The sequence below is a fragment of the Ectopseudomonas oleovorans genome, from assembly GCF_003052605.1.
In the GTDB taxonomy this organism is placed as follows: domain Bacteria; phylum Pseudomonadota; class Gammaproteobacteria; order Pseudomonadales; family Pseudomonadaceae; genus Aquipseudomonas; species Aquipseudomonas oleovorans_A.
The window spans coordinates 1-20,861 of record NZ_QASO01000106.1; the positions used below are offsets into that span (position 1 = coordinate 1).

Below are 20,861 nucleotides of genomic sequence, written 5' to 3' on the forward strand. Positions count from 1 at the left end.
CGTAGTAGAGATCCACTCGATTGCACAGTGACATGAACTGATGACGAACCGGTCGCACCGACCTGTGTGTAACCTGCTGCATCCATCGGCCCTCTGCTTTGCAAGGCCGCTAGCCCGGTTAGGCGCACAGGAGCGAAATTCATCATGGCTCAAGGCTAACGCCTTATCAGAAGTCGAATATACGGAAGCAGTCGTACCTAGGTTCAGAGGCAGATTATTTCACTGGCAAAACGGGAGGAGTCCATATACGGATGCAATCCGGGAGGGCTGGGCAGGGCCAGTGCCGCGAAGGTTTCAACGATACGAGTGAGCCGGGCAGCTCAGGCCGTTTGCGCCTGTGTGGCGTCGTAGCGGGCACGGGCGTTGCCGATGGCGCCGTGGCTGTCCTCGGCCCAGGCAATCAGCCCTGCCAGCGGCACCAGCAGCGACTCGCCCAATACACTCAGGCGGTATTCCACGCTGGGCGGTTTGGTGGGGTAGACCGTCCGTTCGATCAGACCGTCGCGTTCCAGTTCGCGCAGGCTCTGGGTCAGCATGCGTTTGGAGATATCCGGTACGGCGCGGTGCACCTCGCTGAAGCGCAGTGCTTGCTGGGTGAGGGCAAGGAGAATCAGTGTCGTCCATTTACTGCCCATGTGGTCGAGCACGTCGCGTACTGGGCAGCGCTCGGCGTCGAGTGGCATCGCACTCCAGGCCTGGAAGCTGGCGGCCAGTCTGGCCCGCGCAGTGGCGGGGTTATCGCTGGGTAACCTGGTCACGAAAAGCTGCCTCCTTCCGCATTCATTGAGTCGGTCTCAGAATGGAACCAGGTTGTAATTCTAGTCCATGAGGTGAATACGATGACAACGGCAGAAACCATTCTGGTCACCGGCGCATCCGGTCAATTGGGGCGCCTGGTGATAGCCGCCCTGCGGCGCCGGGCACCGGCGGCAAAACTCGTCGGCATGGTGCGTGATGCCGCCAAGGCGCGTGATTTGGCTGAGCAGGGCGTCGAATTGCGAGTGGCGGACTACGCAGATCCGCTGGCACTGGCCAGCGCGCTGGTGGGCATCGACAAGCTGCTGCTGATCTCCTCCAGCGAGGTCGGTCAGCGTACGGCTCAGCATCGCAACGTGATCGACGCCGCCGTGGCGGCCGAGGTCAAGCTGATCGCCTACACCAGCCTGCTGCATGCCGACAGCAGCCCGATGGCGCTGGCGGTCGAGCATCGTGAAACCGAGACGCTGGTCCGCGCTTCGGGTTTGCCGTTCGTCCTATTGCGCAATGGCTGGTACAGCGAGAACTACACCCAGGGCGTGGCGGCGGCGCTGGAGCATGGCGTGGTGCTGGGGGCTGCCGGCGATGGCCGGCTGTCACTGGCCGCGCGCCAGGATTACGCCGAAGCGGCTGCCGTGGTACTGGCCGAGGATGTGACACGGCACGCCGGCAAGGTCTACGAACTGTCCGGTGACCAGGCCTGCACCCTGGCGGATTTCGCCGCCGAGATCACCCGCCGCAGCAATCGGCCTGTGCGCTATCAGAATATGCCCGAGGCCGACTACAAGGCTGCCTTGATCAGCGTCGGCCTGCCCGAAGGTTTCGCCGAACTGCTCGCCGAAAGCGATGCCAAGGCAGCCAAGGGTTCGCTGTTCGAGCCGAGCAAGACGCTGAGCCAGCTTATCGGTCGCCCGACCACGCCGCTGAGTGAAAGCGTTGCAGCTGCCCTGGCGGCTCAGAGCCGTTCGTAGGCGAAGGGCCGGGGATCGACCAGCGGCGTGCTGCCGTCGATCAGGTTGGCCAGCAGGTGCCCGGCGCCTGGGGCGATGCCGAAACCGTGGCCGGAATAGCCGGTGGAGAGAAACAGCCCCGGCAACTTCTGCACCGGGCCGATCACCGGGATGGCGTCCGGGGTGACGTCCATCACCCCGGCCCAGCTTTGCTCCACGCGAATCTGCCGGAAGAAGGGGAAGGCCGCCGCCAGGGCTTCGCGTGCCTCGGCCAGGATGGCCGGAGAGGGCTTTGGATCGAGCACCCGGCAGCGCTCGAAGGGGCTCTCGCTGTCCATGGCCCAGTGCCTGGGCTGGCGTAGCTCCTCGATGAAACGGCCATCCAGGCGCAGGCGTACTTCGCGGAACTGCCTGCTCAGTGCCGGCAGGAAATCACCCAGGTAGCGGAAGCTGTCCGGTGTGATCGGGGCCAGGTTGCCGTTGCGTTGGGCAATCGTATAGCCGCCGTCGGCGCGCTTGCGAAAGGCATAGCGGCCGGCGCCCACGGCCAGTTCCGGGCCGCCGGCCATCGCCGCAGTGCGCAGTACCGAGGCCACCACCTTCAGTTGCGGCAGGCGCAGGCCGAGGTTGGCGCAGAACAGCGTCGACCAGGCGCCGCCGGCCAGCACCACGCCGTTGCAGCGCAGCCGGCCGCGTTCGCTGTACAGCCCGGCGATTCGGCCCGCGGCGATGTCCACGCCCCGTACCGCGCAGCCGGTGACGATGCGGGCGCCCATGCGTTGCGCGGCGCGGGCGATCACTGCACTGGCGCGGTGCGGTTCGGCGCGGCCATCGCTGGGGGTATGCAAGGCGCCGCTCCAGCCGGCGGCGGCGCCTTCCGGCATCACCCGCAGCAGCTCGGTACCCTCCAGCAGGCGTGCGTGTACGCCATGGGCGCTGGCTGCCTGCAGCCAGTCCGCCTGCTGCTGCAACTGCTGTGAGGTTTCGCAGGCATAGAGCACGCCGCTACGGCGAAAGCCCAGATCTTCACCGAGCTGAGCCTGCCAGCTATCCCAAAGCTTCAGGCTGGCCATGGCCAGGGGAATTTCGGCCAGGTCACGACCCATGCTGCGGCACCAGCCCCAGTTGCGCGAAGACTGCTCGGCCCCGATCAGGCCCTTCTCCAGCAGCGTCACGGGAATGCCCCGGCGGGCCAGCCAGTAGGCGGTGCTGACGCCGATGATGCCGCCACCGATGATGGCCACTTCGGTGCTTTCCGGCAGCTTGTCACTGACCACCTGTTCGATCTGCGGATACATGCACACTCTCCGGTGTAGGGTGCGCTGTGCGCACCGAAGGAAGGTTCAGCGAGCATGCCCAGGCCGATGGGGCGTGCAATTTGCATCGTGCTCGCCGGCCTTCCTTTATCAGTATGTGAGAAATGCCATGAGTGGCACTCAGAGCCTGGAGCGGGCATTTCTGCTGTTGCGTGTGATCGCTGCGACCGGCCAGCAGGGCGCCAGTCTGGATGACCTGCGCGCGGCGCTTGGCTGTTCGCAGGCCACCACTTACCGTCTGCTGCAGTACCTGCGCCGCCAGGGCTTCGTGCGTGGCGCGCCGCAGCGCGGGCGCTACGTGCTTGGCTATGAGCTGTTCGCCCTCGGTGCCCAGGCCGGCAATGCCAGTGCCTTGCGTGAACGGGCACGGCCGGTGCTGCTGCGCCTGGCGCAGCGTTTCGGCGATACCTTCTTTTTACTGGTGGCGGACGGTCATCAGGTGCTGTGCCTGGACATGCTGGCCGGTCAGCTGCCGGTGCAGAGCTACAGCGGCACGGTGGGCGGACGTATTCCCATGGGCGTTGGCCAGGCCTCGCAGGTGCTGCTGGCCTGGCTTGGGCGTAGCGAGCGCAACGAGATCCTCGCCCACAACGCCGCGACTCTACGCCTGGATTATGGTCTGGAGGTGCAGCGTATCGCCGCCAGCCTGCCCAGTGTCAGGCGCCTGGGCTACGCCAGCGGCCTGGTGGACACGCGCCTGCCGGGCTACACCGGCCTGGCAGTGCCCATCCTCGATGGCGATGGCCAGCCATTGGGCGCTCTCAGTTGCGCGTTGGCCAGGCCGCGCATGACCGATGCCCGGCGCCAGGCACTGGCGCAGACCATGAAGGAGGAGGCGCAGCACCTGGTAAGCGCCATGTCCGGCGATGTCAGAAGCTGAGCCGGGGCCCGGCTGAGGCTACTGCGCTGCTTCGGCCTGGGCGAAGACTTCCTTGGTGGCAGCCAAGCCATCGAGGGCAGCCTGATGTTCACCCGCGCTGCCGCGGCCCGGCCTTCGGACTGGCTGGGAGGCCGAGTTTCTTCAGCCTGGAAGCCAGGGTGGTGGGTTTGATACCCAAAAGCTCGGCCGCTCCGCCCGGGCCGAACAAACGGCCGCCAGCGGCCTCGAGCGCGGCATGCAGGTTATCGATCTGCAGTTGGCGGAGCTGTTGCTCGGTCAGAATCCCCTCGGGCTTCTCCGTCCTGCTCTCCAGACTGGGGGCCTCTTCTGCCAGGCCCGGCGAAGGCAGGTCGATGCGCAGCAGCGGGCCGTTGGAGGTGATCAGCGCCCGTTCGATGACGTTCTGCAGTTCGCGGATGTTGCCTGGCCAGTGGTAGCCCTGCAGGCGTGCGATGTCGCCGTTACTCAGACGGCGCCCCGGGAGGTTCAGACGCTGGCCGACCTGTTCGATGAAATGGCTGGCCAGCAAGGGGATGTCCTCGCGGCGCTCGCGCAAGGCCGGCGACTGCAGCGGGAAGACATTGAGGCGAAAATACAGATCCTCACGAAAACGTTTGGCTTGCACCTCGGTGCGTAGGTCGCGGTTGGTGGCGGCGATGATGCGTACGTCGACGCGCCGCGTGCGTTCCTCGCCAACCCGCTCGAACTGCCCTTCCTGCAGTACGCGCAGCAGTTTGCTCTGCAGCTCCAGGGGGATTTCACCGACCTCGTCGAGAAACAGCGTGCCGCCATGGGCCAGTTCGAAACGCCCGACCCGGTCGCGTAGTGCGCCGGTGAAGGCGCCGCGCACATGGCCGAAGAACTCGCTCTCGAACAGGTCGGCGGGAATGGCCGCGCAGTTGACCCGGATCAGCGGGTGCGCGGCGCGGCGGCTGGCCTGATGGATGGCGCGGGCGATCAGCTCCTTGCCGGTGCCGGATTCGCCATGGATCAGCACGCTGGCGTCGGTGGGGCCGACCACGTCGATCTGCCGCACGATCTTCAGGATGGGTTCGCTCTGCCCGACGATCTCGCGGTAGCTGTGCTCGATACGGATTTCTTCCTGCAGGTATTCGTTCTGCTGTTCCAGGCGCTGCTTGAGTTCCTTGAGCTCCTCCAGCGCATCGTGCAAGCGCTGCTGGGTGCTCATGCGTTCGGTGATATCGCGAAACACCACCACCGAGCCGACGATGCGGCCGTCGGAGATCACCGGTGTGCTGGTGAATTCCACCGGGAACATGCTGCCGTCACGGCGCCAGAACACCTCCTGGCGACCTTCATGTACCAGACCGTCGTGCACGGCCTTGTAGATCGGGCAATCCTCCACCGGGTAGTGGCTGCCATCGGCGTGACTGTGGTGGTGGATGCGGTGGATGTTCTTGCCGATCATCTCGTCCTGTTCCCAGCCGAGCATGCGCGCTGCGGCGGGGTTGACGTAGGTGGCCAGGCCCTCGCTGTCGATGCTGTAGATGCCATCGCCGACCGCGCTGAGTAGCAGGTGGTTGTCGCGTTCGGTTTCCTGGAACAGGTTGAGGATGTTGCGCCATTCCAGCAGGCCGCCGCGCATGGTGCGTTCGGTTTGCGCCTGGTCGAGCAGGTAGCGTTGCTCGCTGCGTTCGCGCAGTACCAGGATCAGGTAGAGCACGCCCTTGAGGCGTAGCGTGGTGGCGGAGATTTCCAGCATCACACGTTCGCCATCCTTGCGCGTGCAACTGAGTTCGTCGCTCCAGCCCTTACCGGTTTCCAGGAGTGCCTGGGTGAACACGATCAATTCGGGCAACTGATGCCCGAGCAGGCGGGTGACCGTCATGTCCAGCAATTCGTGTCGGGCATAACCGAACAGCTTGCCGGCGGCGATGTTCATGTCGACGAAGCGGTTGGCCACCGGATCGAACTGCACGATGGCCTCGCTGCAGTGCTCGAACACCATGTGTCGGGAGGCATAGGTCATGTCAGCCCAGCCGGCGAGATAGTCCGGTTCGCTCGTGCTCATGCTACGAAACCTCGTAATCGCCCCTACGAACTTTCGTTTTTATACGAGACTTCGTAGCCGGTGCATAGGTGCAGATGGCTCATGAAAAACCGAATCAGATGATTAACGGTTTGATTTGAAAGGATAAAAAAACGAACTGCAAAAATTGGCACAGCCTTCGCTCTAGCTCGTTCACGCACGGTGACTTCCACCGTGGCTACAAGCAGAAGAGGAGAGCACCCATGCCGAGCGTCGATATCGCCCACTACAAGGACGGCGACTTCCTGGTCAACTACGAAGAGAAGGTTTTCGAGGACGTCAAGGCGGAACCGGGCGAGAAAGCCCTCATCACCTTTCACACCATCGCTTTCGAGGGCTCCATCGGCCTGGTCAACATGCTGCAGGCCAAACGCCTGCTGCGCAAAGGCTTCGAGACCAAGGTACTGCTCTACGGGCCGGGCGTGCAGCTTGGTGTGCAGCGCGGTTTCCCCACCCTGGGCAATGAAGCCTTCCCCGGCCACCTGGCCGTCAACAACCAGATCAAGGCGTTCATCGAGGAGGGCGGAGAGGTCTATGCCTGCCGGTTCGCCCTGCAGGCCCTGTACGGGCAGACCGAGAAAGCGCTGATCGAAGGCATTCGCGCCATCAACCCGCTGGACGTGATGGATCTGCGCCTGCTGATGCGCCGCGAAGGCGCACTGATCATCGATACCTGGACTGCCTGATCCATCCCGCCCCTCCTGCGGGAGGGGCCACCTTCGTACAAGGAGTCCGCCATGGCCATCGTCCGCGCCGCTGCCGTGCAGCTCTCGCCCGTGCTTTACAGCCGCGAGGGCACCGTCGAGAAGATCGTCCAGACCATCCTGCGCCTGGGCCGCGAGGGCGTGCAGTTCGCCGTCTTCCCGGAAACCGTGGTGCCTTATTACCCCTATTTTTCCTTCGTGCAGCCACCTTTCATGATGGGCAAGGAGCATTTGCGCCTGCTCGAGGAGTCGGTGCAGGTGCCTTCTGCCGCCACTGCGGCCATCAGCGAGGCCTGCCGCGAGGCGCGCATGGTGGTGTCGCTGGGCATCAACGAGCGTGACGGTGGCACGATCTACAACGCCCAACTGTTGTTCGATGCCGACGGCAGCCTGCTCCAGCATCGGCGCAAGATCACCCCCACCTACCATGAGCGCATGGTCTGGGGGCAGGGCGACGGCTCCGGTCTGCGTGCCGTGGCCAGCCAGGTCGGGCGCATCGGCTCGCTGGCCTGCTGGGAGCACTACAACCCGTTGGCGCGTTATGCGCTGATGGCCGACGGCGAGCAGATCCATGCGGCGATGTTTCCCGGTTCGCTGGTGGGGGAAATCTTCGCCGAGCAGATCGAGGTCAGCATCCGCCACCATGCGCTGGAGTCCGGCTGCTTCGTGGTCAACGCCACCGCCTGGCTGGAGCCGCAACAGCAGCAGCGCATCATGGCCGACACCGGCTGTGCGCTGGGGCCGATTTCCGGCGGTTGCTTCACCGCCATCGTCAGCCCCGAGGGCAGGCTGCTGGGCGAGCCGCTGCGCAGCGGTGAGGGCGAGGTGATCGCCGATCTCGATCTGACGCTGATCGACAAGCGCAAACGCATGATGGATTCGGTGGGCCACTACAGCCGTCCGGAACTGCTCAGCCTGCTGATCGACCGCACCCCGACTGCCCACCTGCATGAGCGTGTCACGGCGCTGCCGGGGCGTCACGACGCCGAGGAGGTCGAGCATGTCAGCCTCTGAACGCATTGCCGCGCTGGATCTGCTCAGCGAACTGCAGTGCCATGGCGCGCGTTGGCAGGACGACGGCCACGGTCTGTCGCGCAAGGGCGGTGCCGGGCCGTCCGATCACAAGGCGCTGTCGCTGGACGGGCATACCGCCATGGTGCCGATGCTCAACCAGGCCTCGCTGGTATCGCCCTACGAGGTGCGCCCGCAGGGGGCGGGCGAGCTGGCGCTGATCTACCGCGACGGCCAACAGGTGGGCCAGGTGCAGGTGCCTGGGGTGCCGAATTTCTACGCACGCAGCACCGCCGATGGCATTCCCTACTGGAAGATCGCCACCCTGCACAGCCATGACGTGCTGGCCACCACCCTGCTGCAGCACTGCATCCGCATGAACGATGCCGCCAGTGCCTGCCAGTTCTGCGCCATCGGCCAGTCCCTGGCCAGTGGCAAGACCATCGCGCGCAAGCGCCCGGCCCAGCTCGCCGAGGTAGCCAAGGCGGCGGTGGAACTCGATGGCGTCAAGCACATGGTGATGACCACTGGCACGCCGCAGACCTCCGACCGAGGCGCGGCCATCCTTTGCGAGTCGGCCGCTGCCGTCACCGCGGCGGTGGCTCTACCGATCCAGGCGCAGTGCGAACCGCCGGACGAGGATGCCTGGTTTCGCCGCCTGCACGACAGCGGCGTGGTCTCGCTGGGCATGCACCTGGAAGCGGTCACCGACGAGGTGCGCCGGCGGATCATGCCAGGCAAGGCGCAGGTGCCGCTGGCGCGTTATTTCTCGGCCTTCGAGGCGGCCGTCGAGGTCTTCGGGCGTGGTCAGGTCAGCACCTACATCCTGGCCGGCCTGGGCGACAGCGAAGAGGCCATCGTGGCCATGGCCGAGCGCCTGGCGGCAATGGGCGTCTACCCCTTCGTGGTGCCTTTCGTGCCCATCGACGGCACGCCGCTGGCGCAGCACCCCAAGCCCGACAGCGCCTTCATGCAGCGCCTCTACCCGCGCATCGGTGCCAGCCTGCGGCGCCATGGGCTGCATTCCGCACAGATCAAGGCTGGCTGCGCCAAGTGTGGCGCCTGCTCGGCCCTGAAACGCCACGAGTGAGAGGACACGAACATGGCCGAGCATGCCTTCGCCCTGAATGACGACACCTTCGGCGACTTCCTCACCGGCGACCTGCTGGTCAAGCCCGCCACCGAGCGCTGGGAGCGCGAAGCCTACTACCGCTTGCGCCGCACCGTCTTCGCCGACGAGCAGGGGCTGTTCGCCCAGGACCGTGATGCGCACGATTTCACCGCGCTGCCGATCGTCGCCATCGCCTACAACTGTGGCTTGGCCGACCGGGTGGTCGGTGCGGTACGCATCTACGAGCAGGCGCCTGGGCTGTGGTATGGCGGGCGCCTGTGCGTGGAGCGCGACTATCGCCGCCACGGCATGATCGGCAAGGCGCTGGTCAACGAGGCCGTGTCACGGGCCATCGAACTGGGCTGCCATACCTTTCTGGCCACCGTGCAGGCGCACAACGAGGCCTGGTTCCAAGGCCTGCACTGGCACAGCCTGCGGCCATTGCAACTGCTCGAGCGCGAGCATGTGCTGATGCAGGCGCACCTGCAGCATTACCCCTTCATGCCACGCGAGGTGTCGTTGCTGCCCCTCAAGGAGCGGCGTCATGCCTGAGGCACTGCGCAAGACCCCAGCCACAGGCCTGGGCGAACTGCTCGCGGCACTGCACGACACCCCGGCCATGCGCGCCAAGCAGGCCATTCAGCGACCGGCCCAGGGTTTTTCCGGCTCGCCGCCTCAGGGCGATGCCCGCTATGCGCTGCCCGGCGACGACACGGCGGCCATTCGCTGCGGCGAGCATTACCAGTTGCTGGCCATCGAGGGCATGCTGCCGGCCTTCGTCGAATCCAGCCCCTGGTTCGCCGGCTGGTCGGCGGTGATGGCCAACGTCAGCGATATTGCTGCCATGGGCGGGCGCCCCACAGCCGTGGTCAATGCCTACTGGCACCACGACCAGGGCAAGGCCGACGAACTGCTGCGGGGGATCCGCGAGGCCTGCCAGGCCTATGGCCTGCTGCTGGCCGGCGGGCATACCCACCAGGGCGCCGATGCCCATGCCGGCTTGGCGGTGGCCATTACCGGCATCGCCCACCGTCTGCTCTCCACCCTGCATGTCGCGCCCGGCCAGGTACTGGCGATGGCGGTCGATCTGGATGGTCGCTGGCACCCCGGCGTGCCGTACTGGAAGGCTTTCGAGCAACGCTCCGGCGAGCGCCTGCGCAGCCAGCTCGATGTGCTGCCACGCCTGGCCGAAGGTGGCTTGCTGGCGGCCGCCAAGGACATCAGCAACGCCGGCCTGCTGGGCACCCTGCTGATGCTGCTGGAGCCGACCGGATGTGGCGCAAGGCTGATGCTGGATGCATTGCCGAGCCCTGACGACGGCGACCTGCTGCGCTGGCTGCAGGCGTTTCCCAGCTACGGCTTCCTGCTGACCCTGGAGGAAAGCGCCTGGGCCGACGTGCGCACCGCCTTCGCCCTGGAGGGGCTGACCTGTGCCCGCATCGGCCATATCGACGACAGCGCCAGTCTGCAGGTCGGGCTGGGCGCCGAGACCATGGAGTTCTGGAACCTCTGGCAGCGGCCGTTCACCGGTTTCACCCAATCACCCCCCGCGAGCGAGGACTGCTGAGATGCCTGCCGTCAACTTCAAACTGCGCTGGCCCGATGGCCAGGAAATGTCCGGTTATTCACCGTCCACCATCATCTACGAGCACCTCTGCGCCGGCTGCAGCTACGCGCTCGAGGATTTCATCCTGCGTGCCGAAAACGCCCTCAACGCGGCTTCCGAGCGGGTCAAGGATGTCAAAGGCTTCTACTGCAGTTCGGCCATGGACACCCTCAGCGCCCTGCGATACCACGCGCGTCGCTTCGACGGTGGACAGGTACAGATTCTCGACATGCAAACGGCCCATGCCGGGCAAGTCAACAGCGGCTGGAGCTCGTTCTAGCTGCCCCTTTCATCAGCACCAGTCACCCGTGGAGCGCCCAATGCCCAGTCATCTCAAATCCGTACAGGTTCCCCATCATCAGGTCATCATCGTCGGCGGCGGGCAGGCCGGTCTGTCCGCCAGCTACTACCTGCAGCAGCAAGGCATCGACCATCTGCTGCTGGAAAAGCACAGCCTCACCCATAGCTGGCGCACCCAGCGCTGGGATGCCTTCTGCCTGGTGACGCCGAACTGGCAGTGCGCCCTGCCAGGCTACCCCTATGCCGGGGACGACCCGCACGGGTTCATGCAGCGCGAGGAAATCATCGACTACCTCGACGGCTTCATCCGCAGTGTCAACGCCCCCGCCCGTGAGGGCGTCGCGGTACAGCGCGTCAGCACGCGACCGCAGGGCGGTTATCTGGTGCAGACCAGCGCTGGCGAGTTCAGCGCCGATCAGGTCATCGTCGCCTCTGGCGGTTATCACACGCCGATCATCCCGCGCCTGGCCGAGCGTTTGCCGGCGGATATCGTCCAATTGCATTCCGAGCAGTACCGCAACCCGCAGGCGCTGCCCGAAGGCGGCGTGCTGGTGGTGGGCTCGGGGCAATCCGGTGCGCAGATCGCCGAGGATCTGCATCTGGCCGGGCGCAAGGTCTACCTGGCCGTCGGTGATGCCCCGCGCTGCGCGCGTTTTCACCGTGGCCGCGACGTTGTCGACTGGCTGGCCGAGATGGGCTACTACGACATCGGGGTCGACCAGCATCCGCTGCGCGAGGGCGTGCGCGACAATACCAACCACTACGTGACCGGCCGCGATGGTGGGCGTGACATCGACCTGCGCAGGTTCGCCCTGGAGGGTATGCAGTTGTTCGGCCTGTTGCAGGGCCTCGATGGCGAGACCCTGACCTTCAGCGACGATCTGCAAGCCAGGCTGGATGCCGCCGATGCGGTCTACAACCGGATCAACGCCAGCATCGATGCCTACATCGCCGAGAAGGGCATCGATGCGCCGCCCGGTGGGGTCTATCAGCCGGTCTGGCAACCTCGGCAAGTACCGACCGAGCTGCATTTGCGGCAGGCCGGCATCACCAGCGTCATCTGGTGCATCGGCTTCAGCCCGGATTTTTCCTGGGTCGATGCCGGGGTATTCAATGGCAGTGGTCATCCGGTACATAACCGTGGTGTCACCGCGGCTTCCGGGCTGTATTTCCTCGGTCTGCCCTGGCTGCATACCTGGGGCTCGGGGCGATTTTCGGGCATCGCCCGCGACGCCGAATACCTGGTCAAGCGTATCGCCCAACAACGCAAGGCGATTGCCGGCTAGGGCCCCTGGCGCAAGGCCTGCAGATAGGCCAGCGGCGTGTGGCCGGTGGCGTCCTTGAAGCGGTGCTTGAAATTGCGCACGCCGAAGCCGAAACGCGCAGCCAGCTCGTCGATGCCACGGTGCATCGACCAACTGATATCGACGGACCGCTCGCTGCGCACGTTGTCGGTCAGCAGGTAGCCGCTTTGCAGCGGCGCCTTTTGCGTGGCCCTGCGCCACCGTGCGCTGCCCATCGTCGGAGATGCGTGCGGCAAGTTCCGCCGTGAGCTGAAGCTGTTCGAACGCTTCGAGATCCACACGCGCATGCTGGGTTGGGACGACAAGTGGAGCTTCGTCGAGCACCGTTTCGTCAAGGATCAGCGGATCATCGCCGTGGTGGCCATGCGCGGGCTGTTCCGTGGGCCGACGGGCAAGGTGGTGCCCGCCGAATTCGCCCGTGAGCTGGGCCTGGACGAGCAGTCACCAGCATTGCCCGACTGGCTGCGGCAGTGGTCGGCCAGCTGCGACGGCCTGAGCCTGCAACTGCGGGATATGGAGCGACCCTAAGCGCTTGGCGATCAATCCGCGCCGTAGTTCATGATCGACAGCAGGCGGATTGGCACCTTCACCAGTTTCTCCGGGCCGTGGGGCACTTCGCCGTCGAAGGTCAGGCTGTCGCCGGCCTGCATCGGGTAGAGCTGGTTGCCGTGGCGGTAGACCAGTTCACCCTCCAGCAGGTGCAGGAACTCGGTGCCGGGATGGGCGAAGGTGGGGAACTCCTCGCTGGCGTCGTCCATGCTCACCATGTAGGCCTCGAAGCTCTTCTTCGGCCCACGGGTGTGGTTGAGCAGGTGATAGGTGTGACCCTTGTCGGTGCCGCGACGAACCACTTCCAGGCCTTCGCCGCCCTTCACCAGCAGGGCACCGCCGCCTTGCTGGTCGTACTGGCTGAACAGCTTGGACATGGGCATGCCCAGCACGTCGCAAAGACGGCTGAGGGTGTCGAGGCTGGTGGAAACCTGGGCGTTCTCGATCTTGCTCAACATGCCCTGGCTGATCCCGGCGATGCGTGCCACGTCGGCGATCTTCAGTTCCTGGGCCTGGCGCTGGCGGCGAATCTGCATGCCCAGGTATTGCTCGAGCTTGAGGCGGGGAGGCGTTTCCGGCGTGGTCGTCATACAGGCTTATTTCTTCTATGAATAAAAAATTCGCACCAGGAATGTGCGGACTGCCTTGCTTCGGTGCGTTTTTCGTTCGCGACTTTCCTCGTATGAAAGCATTTTTCTTCGGCAGATAGAAGAAAGACGCGGGTTCCCGTGAGGTCGCCTCCTGGCATGGTCAGTTGGCAAGCTGCTTGCATTTCTTTTGGGGAAATTAAAATTCCCCAGCGGAATAATGGCGACGCCACCGGAGGCCTTAACCATGTTGCCCAGTGAAACCCAGAAAATCATCGACCAGCACGGCATCAAGTACGTGCTGGCCCAGTTCGTCGATATCCATGGTGCGGCCAAGACCAAGTCGGTGCCGGTTTCGGGGCTCAAGGCCGTGGCCGAGGAGGGCGCCGGCTTCGCCGGGTTCGCCATCTGGGGCATGGGCATGGAGCCGCACGGCCCGGACTTCATGGCCCGTGGCGATCTCTCCACGCTGATGCCGGTGCCCTGGCAGCCGGGTTATGGTCGCGTGGTGTGCATCGGTCATGTCAATGGCGAGCCGCACCCCTATGACACCCGCTACGTATTGCAGCAGCAGGTGCAGCGCCTGACGGATCGGGGCTGGACGCTGAACACAGGCCTGGAGCCGGAATTCAGCCTGTTCCGCCGTGACGCCCAGGGCAAACTGGTGCCGGTGGATGCCAGCGACAAGCTGGAGAAGCCCTGCTACGACTACAAGGGCCTGTCGCGTTCGCGCGTGTTCCTGGAAAAGCTCACCGAGGCGCTGCAGCCGGTAGGCTTCGATATCTACCAGATCGACCACGAGGACGCCTGCGGCCAGTTCGAGATCAACTACACCTACAGCGATGCCATGGAGTCGGCGGATCGCTTCACCTTCTTCCGCATGGCTGCCGGTGAGATCGCCAATGATCTGGGCATGATCTGCTCGTTCATGCCCAAACCGGATCCGCGCCGTGCCGGCAATGGCATGCACTTCCACCTGTCGATCGGCAGCGCCAGCAGCAAGAACCTCTTCCATGACGCCAGCGACCCCAGCGGCATGGGCCTGTCCAAGCTGGCCTATCACTTCCTCGGCGGCCTGCTGGCCCATGGCCCGGCGCTGTGCGCCTTTGCCGCGCCGACGGTGAACTCCTACAAGCGCCTGGTCGTTGGCCGCTCGCTATCCGGCGCGACCTGGGCGCCGGCCTTCATCGCCTATGGCGACAACAACCGTTCGGCGATGCTGCGCATTCCCTACGGCCGTATCGAGTTCCGCCTGCCGGACGCCGGTTGCAACCCCTACCTGGTCACCGCCGCGATCATCGCCGCCGGCCTCGACGGCATTGATCGCCAGCTCGATCCGGGCAAGGCCTGCAACGAGAACCTCTACAAGCTCAGCCTGGAAGAGATCGCCGCACGCGGCATCAAGACCCTGCCGCAGTCGCTTAAGGAAGCCTGCGACGAGCTGGAGGCCGACCCGCTGTTCCGCGAGGTGCTGGGCACCGAGATCGTCGACGAATTCCTCAAGCTCAAGCGCATGGAGTGGGTCGAGTACAGCCGCCACGTCTCCGACTGGGAGATCGAGCGTTACACCGAATTCTTCTAGCCGAACGCCCGCCCGCGCGGGCACACGCCAACGCCACTGAACGAGCCTCCCCCAGGGAGGTGATGAGGATTTTTTATGTGTGGAATCGTAGGTCTGTACCTGAAGAACCCGGCGCTGGAGAACCAGCTTGGCGCACTCTTCGAACCCATGTTGCTGGCCATGACCGACCGTGGCCCGGACAGCGCCGGCTTTGCCATCTACGGTGACGAGGTGAAGGACGGCTGGATCAAGCTGACCCTGCAAAGCACCAGCGCCGGCTATGACTTCAAGGCCCTGATGGGCGAGCTGGAAGGACGCCTGGGCTGCTCGCTGGACTGGTTCCAGAACGCCAGTGCCGCCGTGCTCAAGACCAATGCCGACGAGGCGGCTGTGCGCGCCGTGCTCGCCGAACTGGCACCGACCGTGCGCGTGATGAGCGTCGGCCAGAGCATCGAGATTCTCAAGGGCATGGGCCTGCCGAAGGAAATCGCCGAGCGCTTCTCGCTGGCCAAGATGAAGGGCAGCCACATCATCGGCCACACCCGCATGGCCACCGAGAGTGCGGTGACCATGGAAGGCAGCCACCCGTTCTCCACCGGCCAGGATCTGTGCCTGGTGCACAACGGCTCGCTGTCCAACCACTTCCGTCTGCGCCAGGAGCTGCGCCGCCACGGTATCGAGTTCGAGACCGAGAACGATACCGAGGTGGCCGCCGGCTACCTGACCTGGCGCCTGCGCCAGGGCGATTCGCTCAAGGAAGCGCTCGACCATTCGCTGGAAGACCTCGATGGCTTCTTCACCTTCGCCATCGGCACCCGCGACGGCTTCGCGGTGATCCGCGACCCCATCGCCTGCAAGCCGGCGATCCTCGCCGAGACCGATGACTACGTGGCCATGGCCTCCGAATACCAGGCCCTGTCGACCCTGCCGGGCATCGACAAGGCCAAGGTGTGGGAGCCGGAGCCGGCGACCATGTATATCTGGGAACGCAGCGCCTGATTTCGCGATTTTTGGAGACCGAACCATGAAAACCATCGACCTTTCCAGCGCCACCGTGCGCGACCTGAACCAGGCCCTGCATGACCAGACCAAGACCCTCACCGAGCGCGAATGGGTGGTGAGCAACCCGGGCGGCAAGCACAACCTCGCCGTGGGCCTGAACGAAGCACTGAGCGTGGAGATCGACGGCCACGCCGGCTACTACTGCGCCGGCATGAACCAGAAGGCCAGCGTCACCATCCACGGCAACGTCGGTGTCGGCGTGGCCGAGAACATGATGAGCGGCATGGTGCGCATCAAGGGCAGCGCCTCACAGGCGGCCGGTGCTACCGCTCATGGCGGCCTGCTGGTGATCGAGGGCGACGCCGGTGCGCGCTGCGGTATCTCGATGAAGGGCGTCGACATCGTCGTCGGCGGCAACATTGGTCACATGAGTTGCTTCATGGGCCAGGCAGGCAGGCTCGTCGTCTGCGGCGATGCCGGTGATGCACTGGGCGATTCGCTCTACGAGACGCGTATCTACGTCAAGGGCACGGTCAAGTCGCTGGGCTCGGACTGCATGGAGAAACACATGCGTCCCGAGCATCTGGAAGAACTTGCCGAACTACTCAACCGCGCCGGCTTCGACGAAGACCCGGCCAGCTTCAAACGCTACGGCTCGGCTCGTCAGCTGTACAACTTCAAGGTCGACAACGCTTCGGCGTACTGATCGCGCACCCTGCCCGAAGAGGAATTTGCAATGAGCGAAAAAATCACCCCGGTGCTGCGCGAGTCCGCCACCTTCGACCGCCTGTCCATACAGGAAATCCAGCGTGCCGCCGAGACTGGCATCTATGACATCCGCGGCGGCGGCACCAAGCGCAAGCTGCCGCACTTCGATGACCTACTGCTGCTCGGCGCCTCCATGTCGCGCTACCCGCTGGAAGGCTACCGCGAGAAATGCGGTACCGACGTGGTGCTGGGCAACCGCTTCGCCAAGAAACCGATCCACCTGAAGATCCCGGTGACTATCGCCGGCATGAGTTTCGGTGCGCTGTCGGCCCAGGCCAAGGAAGCCCTCGGGCGTGGCGCCACCATTGCCGGCACCAGCACCACCACTGGCGACGGCGGCATGACCCCGGAAGAGCGCGGCCAGTCGCAGCATCTGGTCTATCAGTACCTGCCGTCGCGCTATGGCATGAACCCGGATGACCTGCGCAAGGCCGATGCAATCGAGATCGTCCTCGGCCAGGGCGCCAAGCCGGGCGGCGGCGGCATGCTGCTGGGCATGAAGGTCACCGAGCGCGTGGCCGGTATGCGCACGTTGCCGATCGGCGTCGATCAGCGCAGCGCCTGCCGTCACCCGGACTGGACAGGCCCTGACGACCTGGCGATCAAGATCGCCGAGATCCGCGAGATCACCGATTGGGAAAAACCCATCTACGTGAAGATCGGCGCCAGCCGCCCCTACTACGACGTCAAGCTGGCGGTGAAGGCCGGCGCCGACGTGATCGTTCTCGACGGCATGCAGGGCGGCACCGCCGCCACTCAGGAAGTGTTCATCGAGCACGTCGGCATCCCGATTCTCTCGGCCATCCCGCAGGCCGTGCAGGCCCTGCAGGAGATGGACATGCATCGCAAGGTGCAGCTGATCGTCTCTGGCGGCATTCGCACCGGCGCCGACGTGGCCAAGGCCATGGCCCTGGGTGCCGACGCCGTGGCCATCGGCACCGCCGCCTTGATCGCCCTGGGTGACAACCATCCGCGCCTGGACGAGGAGCTGAAGGCCATCGGTTCGGCCGCCGGTTACTACGACGACTGGCAGAACGGCCGTGACCCAGCCGGCATCACCACCCAGGATCCGGAGCTGGCCAAGCGTCTCGATCCGGTCGCCGCCGGCCGCCGCCTGGCCAACTACCTGCGCGTGCTGGTGCTGGAGGCGCAGACCATGGCCCGCGCCTGCGGCAAGTCGCACCTGCACAACCTCGACCCCGAGGACTTGGTAGCGCTGACCGTGGAAGCCGCTGCCATGGCCCGTGTGCCATTGGCCGGTACCAACTGGGTGCCGGGGCAATTGCAATACTGAAGCGGTAGGCGCTCATTCATCGATGAGCGCCTACAGGGTGCTTCCCCATCCCAGAGGTCTGCATGCGGCCGGTCGACGCGGATTCATTCGCGAACGGGACTGGCCGCTGCGGCTACGGATACCAACCCAAGCGCCGTTTGCCAGCGCTTGGGTTAGTGCCGGCCGAAGTCACAGGTCTTCGTCGAGAATGTTGAGGCGCGTTCGGTTGACCTGACTGCGCGCGCACTTCATCCGTGGTCTCTCTTCTGTCCTGGTTTCACCGCTCAAGAACGCTCTTCAAAAAATGCCCAGGTGCGCCATCGCAGCGCGCTCTGCCCTGCCGTTGTGCAGGTTTTGAGCAGTTGTGGATGCCTGCCTGTCGTTTCCCCAGTGGCTGCGCGCGGATCAAGAAATGGCACATTTCATGCTTTCTCTGTAAGAACAAAAAGTTCTCCAGGGGAATTTTCTCTGGAGCAAACCGACCATCGCCTTGCTCTCACCCGGAGGGTTTCCGATGACAGCATCCAGTGCCGAACCCATGTTCAGTACCCCACGTTATGCCACCGAGGTGTCCCGACATACGGCCAGTCGCCGTATCGTGGTGGCGCAGCAGGCGAGCCTGGCCACCAGGCTGCTCCACCACCCTGCGCCGACTCTGCTGCTGTGCCTGGGCGAGACGTTGCCGGGCAGTGTCGAGCAGGAGAGCCTGCCCAGCAGCGAAGCGCTGTACCTGCGCTTGCAGATGCTGCTGGAGCAGGCCCAGGCCGGCACCCGCTTGTACGTCTGTGGCGATGAAAGCTTTCTCTGGCACGTTCATCGCCTGGCGCGGCAGGCCGGCCTGCTCGGCGACGAGATCGAACTGTTCAAGCAGGGCGCGCGACGCCGCCTGTACTGCGTGCACTGCGGGCATTTTCAGGACATCGGCAGCGAAGGCGAGTGCACCTGTGGCCAGTGCCGGGTGAAGTTATTCGTCCGTGAGCATTTCTCCCAGCGCCTCGGCGCCTACATGGGCGTCTGCATCGACCCGGACAGCCCCTATGCGCCGGAGGTGCGGTCATGAGCGCGATGATCGAGGTGCAGGTCACCGACGTGCGTCAACTGACCCCGGTGGTGCGCGAGTTCAGCTTCCGCGCGATCGACGGCACGCTGCCGGGCTTTTCCTGCGGCAGCCACGTGCAGGTGGTATTGCCCACCGAGGGGCGCACGCTGCGCAATGCCTATTCGCTGCTGGGCGATCCGCACGACAGTGGTGTGTACCGCATCGCCGTGCGCCTGCAGGAAACTTCGCGCGGCGGTTCGCGTTACCTGCACGAGCAGGTCAGGGTGGGCGACCGTTTGCAGATCGGTGCGCCGAGCAACCTGTTCGCCCTGCATTCGCAGGCCCGCCATCACATCCTGGTGGCCGGTGGCATTGGCATCACCCCGTTCATGGCCTATCTGGCCGACCTGCAGGCCAGCGACGTAGCGACGCCCGGTGCCTCCTTCGAGTTGCATTACGCCTACCGCAGCGGTCTGACCGACGCCTATGCCAGCGAGCTGCGCGAGCGTCTGGGCGAGCGTTTCCACGGTTACGACGCTGCCGCCGGCCAGCGCCTGGACTGCGCCAGCCTGTTCGCCGGCAAGCCGCTTGGCAGCCATCTCTACGTCTGCGGTCCGCAGCGCCTGCTCGATGAGCTCAAGACCCTGGCCGAGGCCCAGGGCTGGTCGGCCGGGCGCCTGCACTGGGAGGCCTTCGCCGCACCCGAGCCGGGCCAGCCCTTCACCGTCGAGTTGGCGCGCAGTGGTCAGCGCCTGCAAGTGCCGGGTGACCACAGCCTGCTCGAAGCGCTGGAGGCGGCCGGTGTCGAGGTACCCAATCTGTGCCGGGGCGGCGTATGCGGGCAATGCACCACGCGCTACCTGAGTGGCGAGGTGGAGCATCGCGATCACTTTCTGGACGAGCTGCAGCGCGGTGAGGCGCTGATGCCCTGTGTTTCCCGTGGCGGCTGCTCCGGCACGCTGCTGCTCGATCTCTAGGGGCGTGTGTCCCTAACGCTTGGTCATGGTGCGCAGGGCGCACCCTACAGGAGAGAGTCATGTCCGTCGTGATGAAGCCGCTGGAAACCTACCGGGACGATTTCACCTTCAGCAACAGCCCGCAGGCCATCGCCCGCTTTCCCTTTCCGTTTGCCGAGGACAGCTACATGTACTCGGTCAACCTCGAACCGGCCACGCCGCGTGAGCCGGGTTCGGTGTTCGAGCACTGGTTCGACATCGACGAGCACTATGTCTCGGAGATGGCCGAGCGCGCCTGCGTGCTGGAGAAGGATCCGGATCGCTGCCTGGTGATGCCGCACATGGCCCAGGCCGCCTGGGACACCCTGGAAATGCTGATGGAGCACCTGGCCGCCGACTACCCCGAGCATTTCGCCCTGCAGCGCGAGGGCGATCGATGGCTGTGGATCAACCGCCCGCTGGGCATCGAGCAGCGCTTCACCTTCGGCGATGCCAGCACCTTGCCCTACGAGCCGCTGGAGTACATCACGCGCCAGGCGCAGGGCGATTTCGCCGTGCTCGATCAGCGCGACGGCGACCTGTTCATGGACGCCGGCATGGTCACCTGCCCGGCGGACTGGTCGATCAAGTTCGACGCCGGCATGAGCTTCAAGCAGTGGCATGCCCCGGTACCGGGCGTGGCGCACCAGCTCGGCGTGTTCGACCGTGCGTTGAAGTACCTGCTCAACATCCAGGTCGGCCAGCCGGTGCGTCGCCTGAACTGGACCATGACCATCAACCCGCGCCTGGACACCTCCTCGGAGACCTTCCACGAGTGGGGCCATGAGCGCGGTCTGGTGACGCCGGAGAACGTCGCGCGCCTGGTGCACCTGCGCGTCGAGCTGCAGTTCATGCCGCGCCTGCCGCGCAGCAATGCGCTGCTGTTCGGCATCCGCACCTACCTGATCAGCCTCGAGGAGCTGGCTAGCAATCCGGCCTGGGCTTGCCGGCTGCACCGTGTATTGCGCGACCTGCCGGACGAGATCGCCGACTACAAGGGCCTGACCCGTTACCGGCAGACCGTGGTGGACTGGCTGCGCCAGTTCGATCCACAGGCCCAGGCCGCCTGAATCCATTTCCTGCATGCGCAGGCCCAACG

The 20,861-nt window shown here is 65.0% G+C and carries 20 protein-coding genes and 2 pseudogenes; 17 read left to right on the forward strand and 5 right to left on the reverse strand.

Translation table 11 applies throughout. The features are described 5' to 3' along the window. Window positions 1-320: 320 nt before the first annotated feature. The gene (locus DBO86_RS17430; RefSeq protein WP_074917025.1) at window positions 321-758 is read right to left on the reverse strand and encodes a winged helix-turn-helix transcriptional regulator; all 438 of its coding nucleotides are present in this window, start codon (window positions 756-758) and stop codon (window positions 321-323) included. Between the two features lie 81 nt (window positions 759-839). On the opposite strand from DBO86_RS17430, the gene DBO86_RS17435 reads away from it, so the two are divergent. Further along, complete coding sequence (locus DBO86_RS17435) at window positions 840-1,727, forward strand: SDR family oxidoreductase (protein WP_108234355.1); 888 nt, start codon at window positions 840-842, stop codon at window positions 1,725-1,727. Here the strand turns inward: DBO86_RS17435 and DBO86_RS17440 are convergent. Further along, on the reverse strand, window positions 1,712-3,004 hold the full coding sequence (locus DBO86_RS17440) for an NAD(P)/FAD-dependent oxidoreductase (protein WP_108234356.1): 1,293 nt from the start codon (window positions 3,002-3,004) through the stop codon (window positions 1,712-1,714). The genes DBO86_RS17435 and DBO86_RS17440 overlap by 16 nt on opposite strands. Before the next feature lie 127 nt (window positions 3,005-3,131). On the opposite strand from DBO86_RS17440, the gene DBO86_RS25905 reads away from it, so the two are divergent. Further along, window positions 3,132-3,902 carry an IclR family transcriptional regulator gene (locus tag DBO86_RS25905; RefSeq protein WP_167399137.1) on the forward strand — a complete coding sequence of 257 codons (771 nt, stop codon included), beginning with the start codon at window positions 3,132-3,134 and terminating at the stop codon, window positions 3,900-3,902. Between the two features lie 88 nt (window positions 3,903-3,990). Here the strand turns inward: DBO86_RS25905 and DBO86_RS17455 are convergent, their stop codons facing one another. Beyond that, entirely contained in the window at window positions 3,991-5,934 is a 1,944-nt protein-coding gene (locus tag DBO86_RS17455) for a sigma 54-interacting transcriptional regulator (protein WP_108234357.1), read from the reverse strand. A gap of 221 nt (window positions 5,935-6,155) precedes the next feature. Here DBO86_RS17455 and DBO86_RS17460 point away from each other — a divergent pair, with 221 nt between their 5' ends. From DBO86_RS17460 to DBO86_RS17490, 7 genes are read left to right on the forward strand one after another with little or no spacing between them, the layout of a single operon-like run. Then, window positions 6,156-6,638 (forward strand): MSMEG_0572/Sll0783 family nitrogen starvation response protein, encoded by a 483-nt coding sequence (locus DBO86_RS17460; RefSeq protein WP_003461629.1) that lies wholly within the window; start codon window positions 6,156-6,158, stop codon window positions 6,636-6,638. 51 nt (window positions 6,639-6,689) lie between these two features. Continuing rightward, window positions 6,690-7,670 carry a Nit6803 family nitrilase gene (locus tag DBO86_RS17465; RefSeq protein ID WP_108234358.1) on the forward strand — a complete coding sequence of 327 codons (981 nt, stop codon included), beginning with the start codon at window positions 6,690-6,692 and terminating at the stop codon, window positions 7,668-7,670. Next, entirely contained in the window at window positions 7,657-8,757 is a 1,101-nt protein-coding gene (locus DBO86_RS17470; RefSeq protein WP_244185574.1) for an MSMEG_0568 family radical SAM protein, read from the forward strand. Before DBO86_RS17465 ends, DBO86_RS17470 begins: the two co-directional genes overlap by 14 nt. A gap of 12 nt (window positions 8,758-8,769) precedes the next feature. Beyond that, on the forward strand, window positions 8,770-9,330 hold the full coding sequence (locus tag DBO86_RS17475; protein ID WP_108234359.1) for an MSMEG_0567/Sll0786 family nitrogen starvation N-acetyltransferase: 561 nt from the start codon (window positions 8,770-8,772) through the stop codon (window positions 9,328-9,330). After that, window positions 9,323-10,345 (forward strand): sll0787 family AIR synthase-like protein, encoded by a 1,023-nt coding sequence (locus DBO86_RS17480; RefSeq protein WP_108234360.1) that lies wholly within the window; start codon window positions 9,323-9,325, stop codon window positions 10,343-10,345. Before DBO86_RS17475 ends, DBO86_RS17480 begins: the two co-directional genes overlap by 8 nt. A 1-nt stretch (window position 10,346) precedes the next feature. After that, on the forward strand, window positions 10,347-10,664 hold the full coding sequence (locus tag DBO86_RS17485) for an MSMEG_0570 family nitrogen starvation response protein (RefSeq protein WP_108234361.1): 318 nt from the start codon (window positions 10,347-10,349) through the stop codon (window positions 10,662-10,664). Between the two features lie 40 nt (window positions 10,665-10,704). Then, window positions 10,705-11,970 carry an MSMEG_0569 family flavin-dependent oxidoreductase gene (locus DBO86_RS17490; protein WP_108234362.1) on the forward strand — a complete coding sequence of 422 codons (1,266 nt, stop codon included), beginning with the start codon at window positions 10,705-10,707 and terminating at the stop codon, window positions 11,968-11,970. An 8-nt stretch (window positions 11,971-11,978) separates the two neighbouring features. On the opposite strand, the pseudogene DBO86_RS17495 reads toward DBO86_RS17490, so the two are convergent. Further along, window positions 11,979-12,155: pseudogene (locus DBO86_RS17495) on the reverse strand (GlxA family transcriptional regulator); the annotation flags it as partial. On the opposite strand from DBO86_RS17495, the pseudogene DBO86_RS17500 reads away from it, so the two are divergent. Continuing rightward, a pseudogene (locus DBO86_RS17500) lies at window positions 12,154-12,516 on the forward strand (thioesterase family protein); the annotation flags it as partial. The pseudogenes DBO86_RS17495 and DBO86_RS17500 sit on opposite strands and share 2 nt — an antisense overlap. Window positions 12,517-12,527: 11 nt before the next feature. Here DBO86_RS17500 and DBO86_RS17505 read toward each other — a convergent pair. After that, the gene (locus DBO86_RS17505) at window positions 12,528-13,127 is read right to left on the reverse strand and encodes a helix-turn-helix domain-containing protein (protein WP_096825832.1); all 600 of its coding nucleotides are present in this window, start codon (window positions 13,125-13,127) and stop codon (window positions 12,528-12,530) included. 244 nt (window positions 13,128-13,371) lie between these two features. Between DBO86_RS17505 and glnT the strand changes: the two genes are divergently transcribed. From glnT to DBO86_RS17540, 7 genes are all read left to right on the forward strand, one after another. Then, window positions 13,372-14,706 (forward strand): type III glutamate--ammonia ligase, encoded by a 1,335-nt coding sequence (gene glnT, locus DBO86_RS17510; RefSeq protein WP_108234364.1) that lies wholly within the window; start codon window positions 13,372-13,374, stop codon window positions 14,704-14,706. Window positions 14,707-14,781: 75 nt separating this feature from the next. After that, window positions 14,782-15,684: a class II glutamine amidotransferase gene (locus DBO86_RS17515; protein ID WP_108234365.1), complete on the forward strand. Its 903-nt coding sequence runs from the start codon at window positions 14,782-14,784 to the stop codon at window positions 15,682-15,684. A 25-nt stretch (window positions 15,685-15,709) separates the two neighbouring features. Continuing rightward, complete coding sequence (locus DBO86_RS17520; protein ID WP_054903281.1) at window positions 15,710-16,393, forward strand: GltB/FmdC/FwdC-like GXGXG domain-containing protein; 684 nt, start codon at window positions 15,710-15,712, stop codon at window positions 16,391-16,393. Between the two features lie 30 nt (window positions 16,394-16,423). Then, a complete protein-coding gene (locus DBO86_RS17525) occupies window positions 16,424-17,749 on the forward strand; it encodes an FMN-binding glutamate synthase family protein (RefSeq protein ID WP_108234366.1) in 1,326 nt (441 codons plus the stop codon). A 493-nt stretch (window positions 17,750-18,242) separates the two neighbouring features. Continuing rightward, on the forward strand, window positions 18,243-18,788 hold the full coding sequence (locus DBO86_RS17530; RefSeq protein WP_108234367.1) for a dimethylamine monooxygenase subunit DmmA family protein: 546 nt from the start codon (window positions 18,243-18,245) through the stop codon (window positions 18,786-18,788). Next, window positions 18,785-19,744, forward strand: coding sequence for a PDR/VanB family oxidoreductase (locus DBO86_RS17535; protein WP_108234368.1), 960 nt, complete (start codon window positions 18,785-18,787; stop codon window positions 19,742-19,744). Before DBO86_RS17530 ends, DBO86_RS17535 begins: the two co-directional genes overlap by 4 nt. A gap of 59 nt (window positions 19,745-19,803) precedes the next feature. Next, window positions 19,804-20,832: a heme-dependent oxidative N-demethylase family protein gene (locus DBO86_RS17540; protein WP_108234369.1), complete on the forward strand. Its 1,029-nt coding sequence runs from the start codon at window positions 19,804-19,806 to the stop codon at window positions 20,830-20,832. The last annotated feature ends 29 nt before the right edge of the window (window positions 20,833-20,861 follow it).

What these genes read in the sequence shown, in the direction of transcription:
- glnT (WP_108234364.1), top strand. Translation starts at nt 13,372, where the DNA reads ATGTTGCCCAGTGAAACCCAGAAAATCATCGACCAGCACGGCATCAAG.
- DBO86_RS17530 (WP_108234367.1), top strand. Translation starts at nt 18,243, where the DNA reads ATGACAGCATCCAGTGCCGAACCCATGTTCAGTACCCCACGTTATGCC.
- DBO86_RS17490 (WP_108234362.1), top strand. Translation starts at nt 10,705, where the DNA reads ATGCCCAGTCATCTCAAATCCGTACAGGTTCCCCATCATCAGGTCATC.
- DBO86_RS17520 (WP_054903281.1), top strand. Translation starts at nt 15,710, where the DNA reads ATGAAAACCATCGACCTTTCCAGCGCCACCGTGCGCGACCTGAACCAG.
- DBO86_RS17440 (WP_108234356.1), bottom strand. Translation starts at nt 3,004, where the DNA reads ATGTATCCGCAGATCGAACAGGTGGTCAGTGACAAGCTGCCGGAAAGC.
- DBO86_RS17480 (WP_108234360.1), top strand. Translation starts at nt 9,323, where the DNA reads ATGCCTGAGGCACTGCGCAAGACCCCAGCCACAGGCCTGGGCGAACTG.
- DBO86_RS17540 (WP_108234369.1), top strand. Translation starts at nt 19,804, where the DNA reads ATGTCCGTCGTGATGAAGCCGCTGGAAACCTACCGGGACGATTTCACC.
- DBO86_RS17505 (WP_096825832.1), bottom strand. Translation starts at nt 13,127, where the DNA reads ATGACGACCACGCCGGAAACGCCTCCCCGCCTCAAGCTCGAGCAATAC.
- DBO86_RS17435 (WP_108234355.1), top strand. Translation starts at nt 840, where the DNA reads ATGACAACGGCAGAAACCATTCTGGTCACCGGCGCATCCGGTCAATTG.
- DBO86_RS17460 (WP_003461629.1), top strand. Translation starts at nt 6,156, where the DNA reads ATGCCGAGCGTCGATATCGCCCACTACAAGGACGGCGACTTCCTGGTC.
- DBO86_RS17455 (WP_108234357.1), bottom strand. Translation starts at nt 5,934, where the DNA reads ATGAGCACGAGCGAACCGGACTATCTCGCCGGCTGGGCTGACATGACC.
- DBO86_RS17465 (WP_108234358.1), top strand. Translation starts at nt 6,690, where the DNA reads ATGGCCATCGTCCGCGCCGCTGCCGTGCAGCTCTCGCCCGTGCTTTAC.
- DBO86_RS25905 (WP_167399137.1), top strand. Translation starts at nt 3,132, where the DNA reads ATGAGTGGCACTCAGAGCCTGGAGCGGGCATTTCTGCTGTTGCGTGTG.
- DBO86_RS17475 (WP_108234359.1), top strand. Translation starts at nt 8,770, where the DNA reads ATGGCCGAGCATGCCTTCGCCCTGAATGACGACACCTTCGGCGACTTC.
- DBO86_RS17525 (WP_108234366.1), top strand. Translation starts at nt 16,424, where the DNA reads ATGAGCGAAAAAATCACCCCGGTGCTGCGCGAGTCCGCCACCTTCGAC.
- DBO86_RS17515 (WP_108234365.1), top strand. Translation starts at nt 14,782, where the DNA reads ATGTGTGGAATCGTAGGTCTGTACCTGAAGAACCCGGCGCTGGAGAAC.
- DBO86_RS17470 (WP_244185574.1), top strand. Translation starts at nt 7,657, where the DNA reads ATGTCAGCCTCTGAACGCATTGCCGCGCTGGATCTGCTCAGCGAACTG.
- DBO86_RS17485 (WP_108234361.1), top strand. Translation starts at nt 10,347, where the DNA reads ATGCCTGCCGTCAACTTCAAACTGCGCTGGCCCGATGGCCAGGAAATG.
- DBO86_RS17535 (WP_108234368.1), top strand. Translation starts at nt 18,785, where the DNA reads ATGAGCGCGATGATCGAGGTGCAGGTCACCGACGTGCGTCAACTGACC.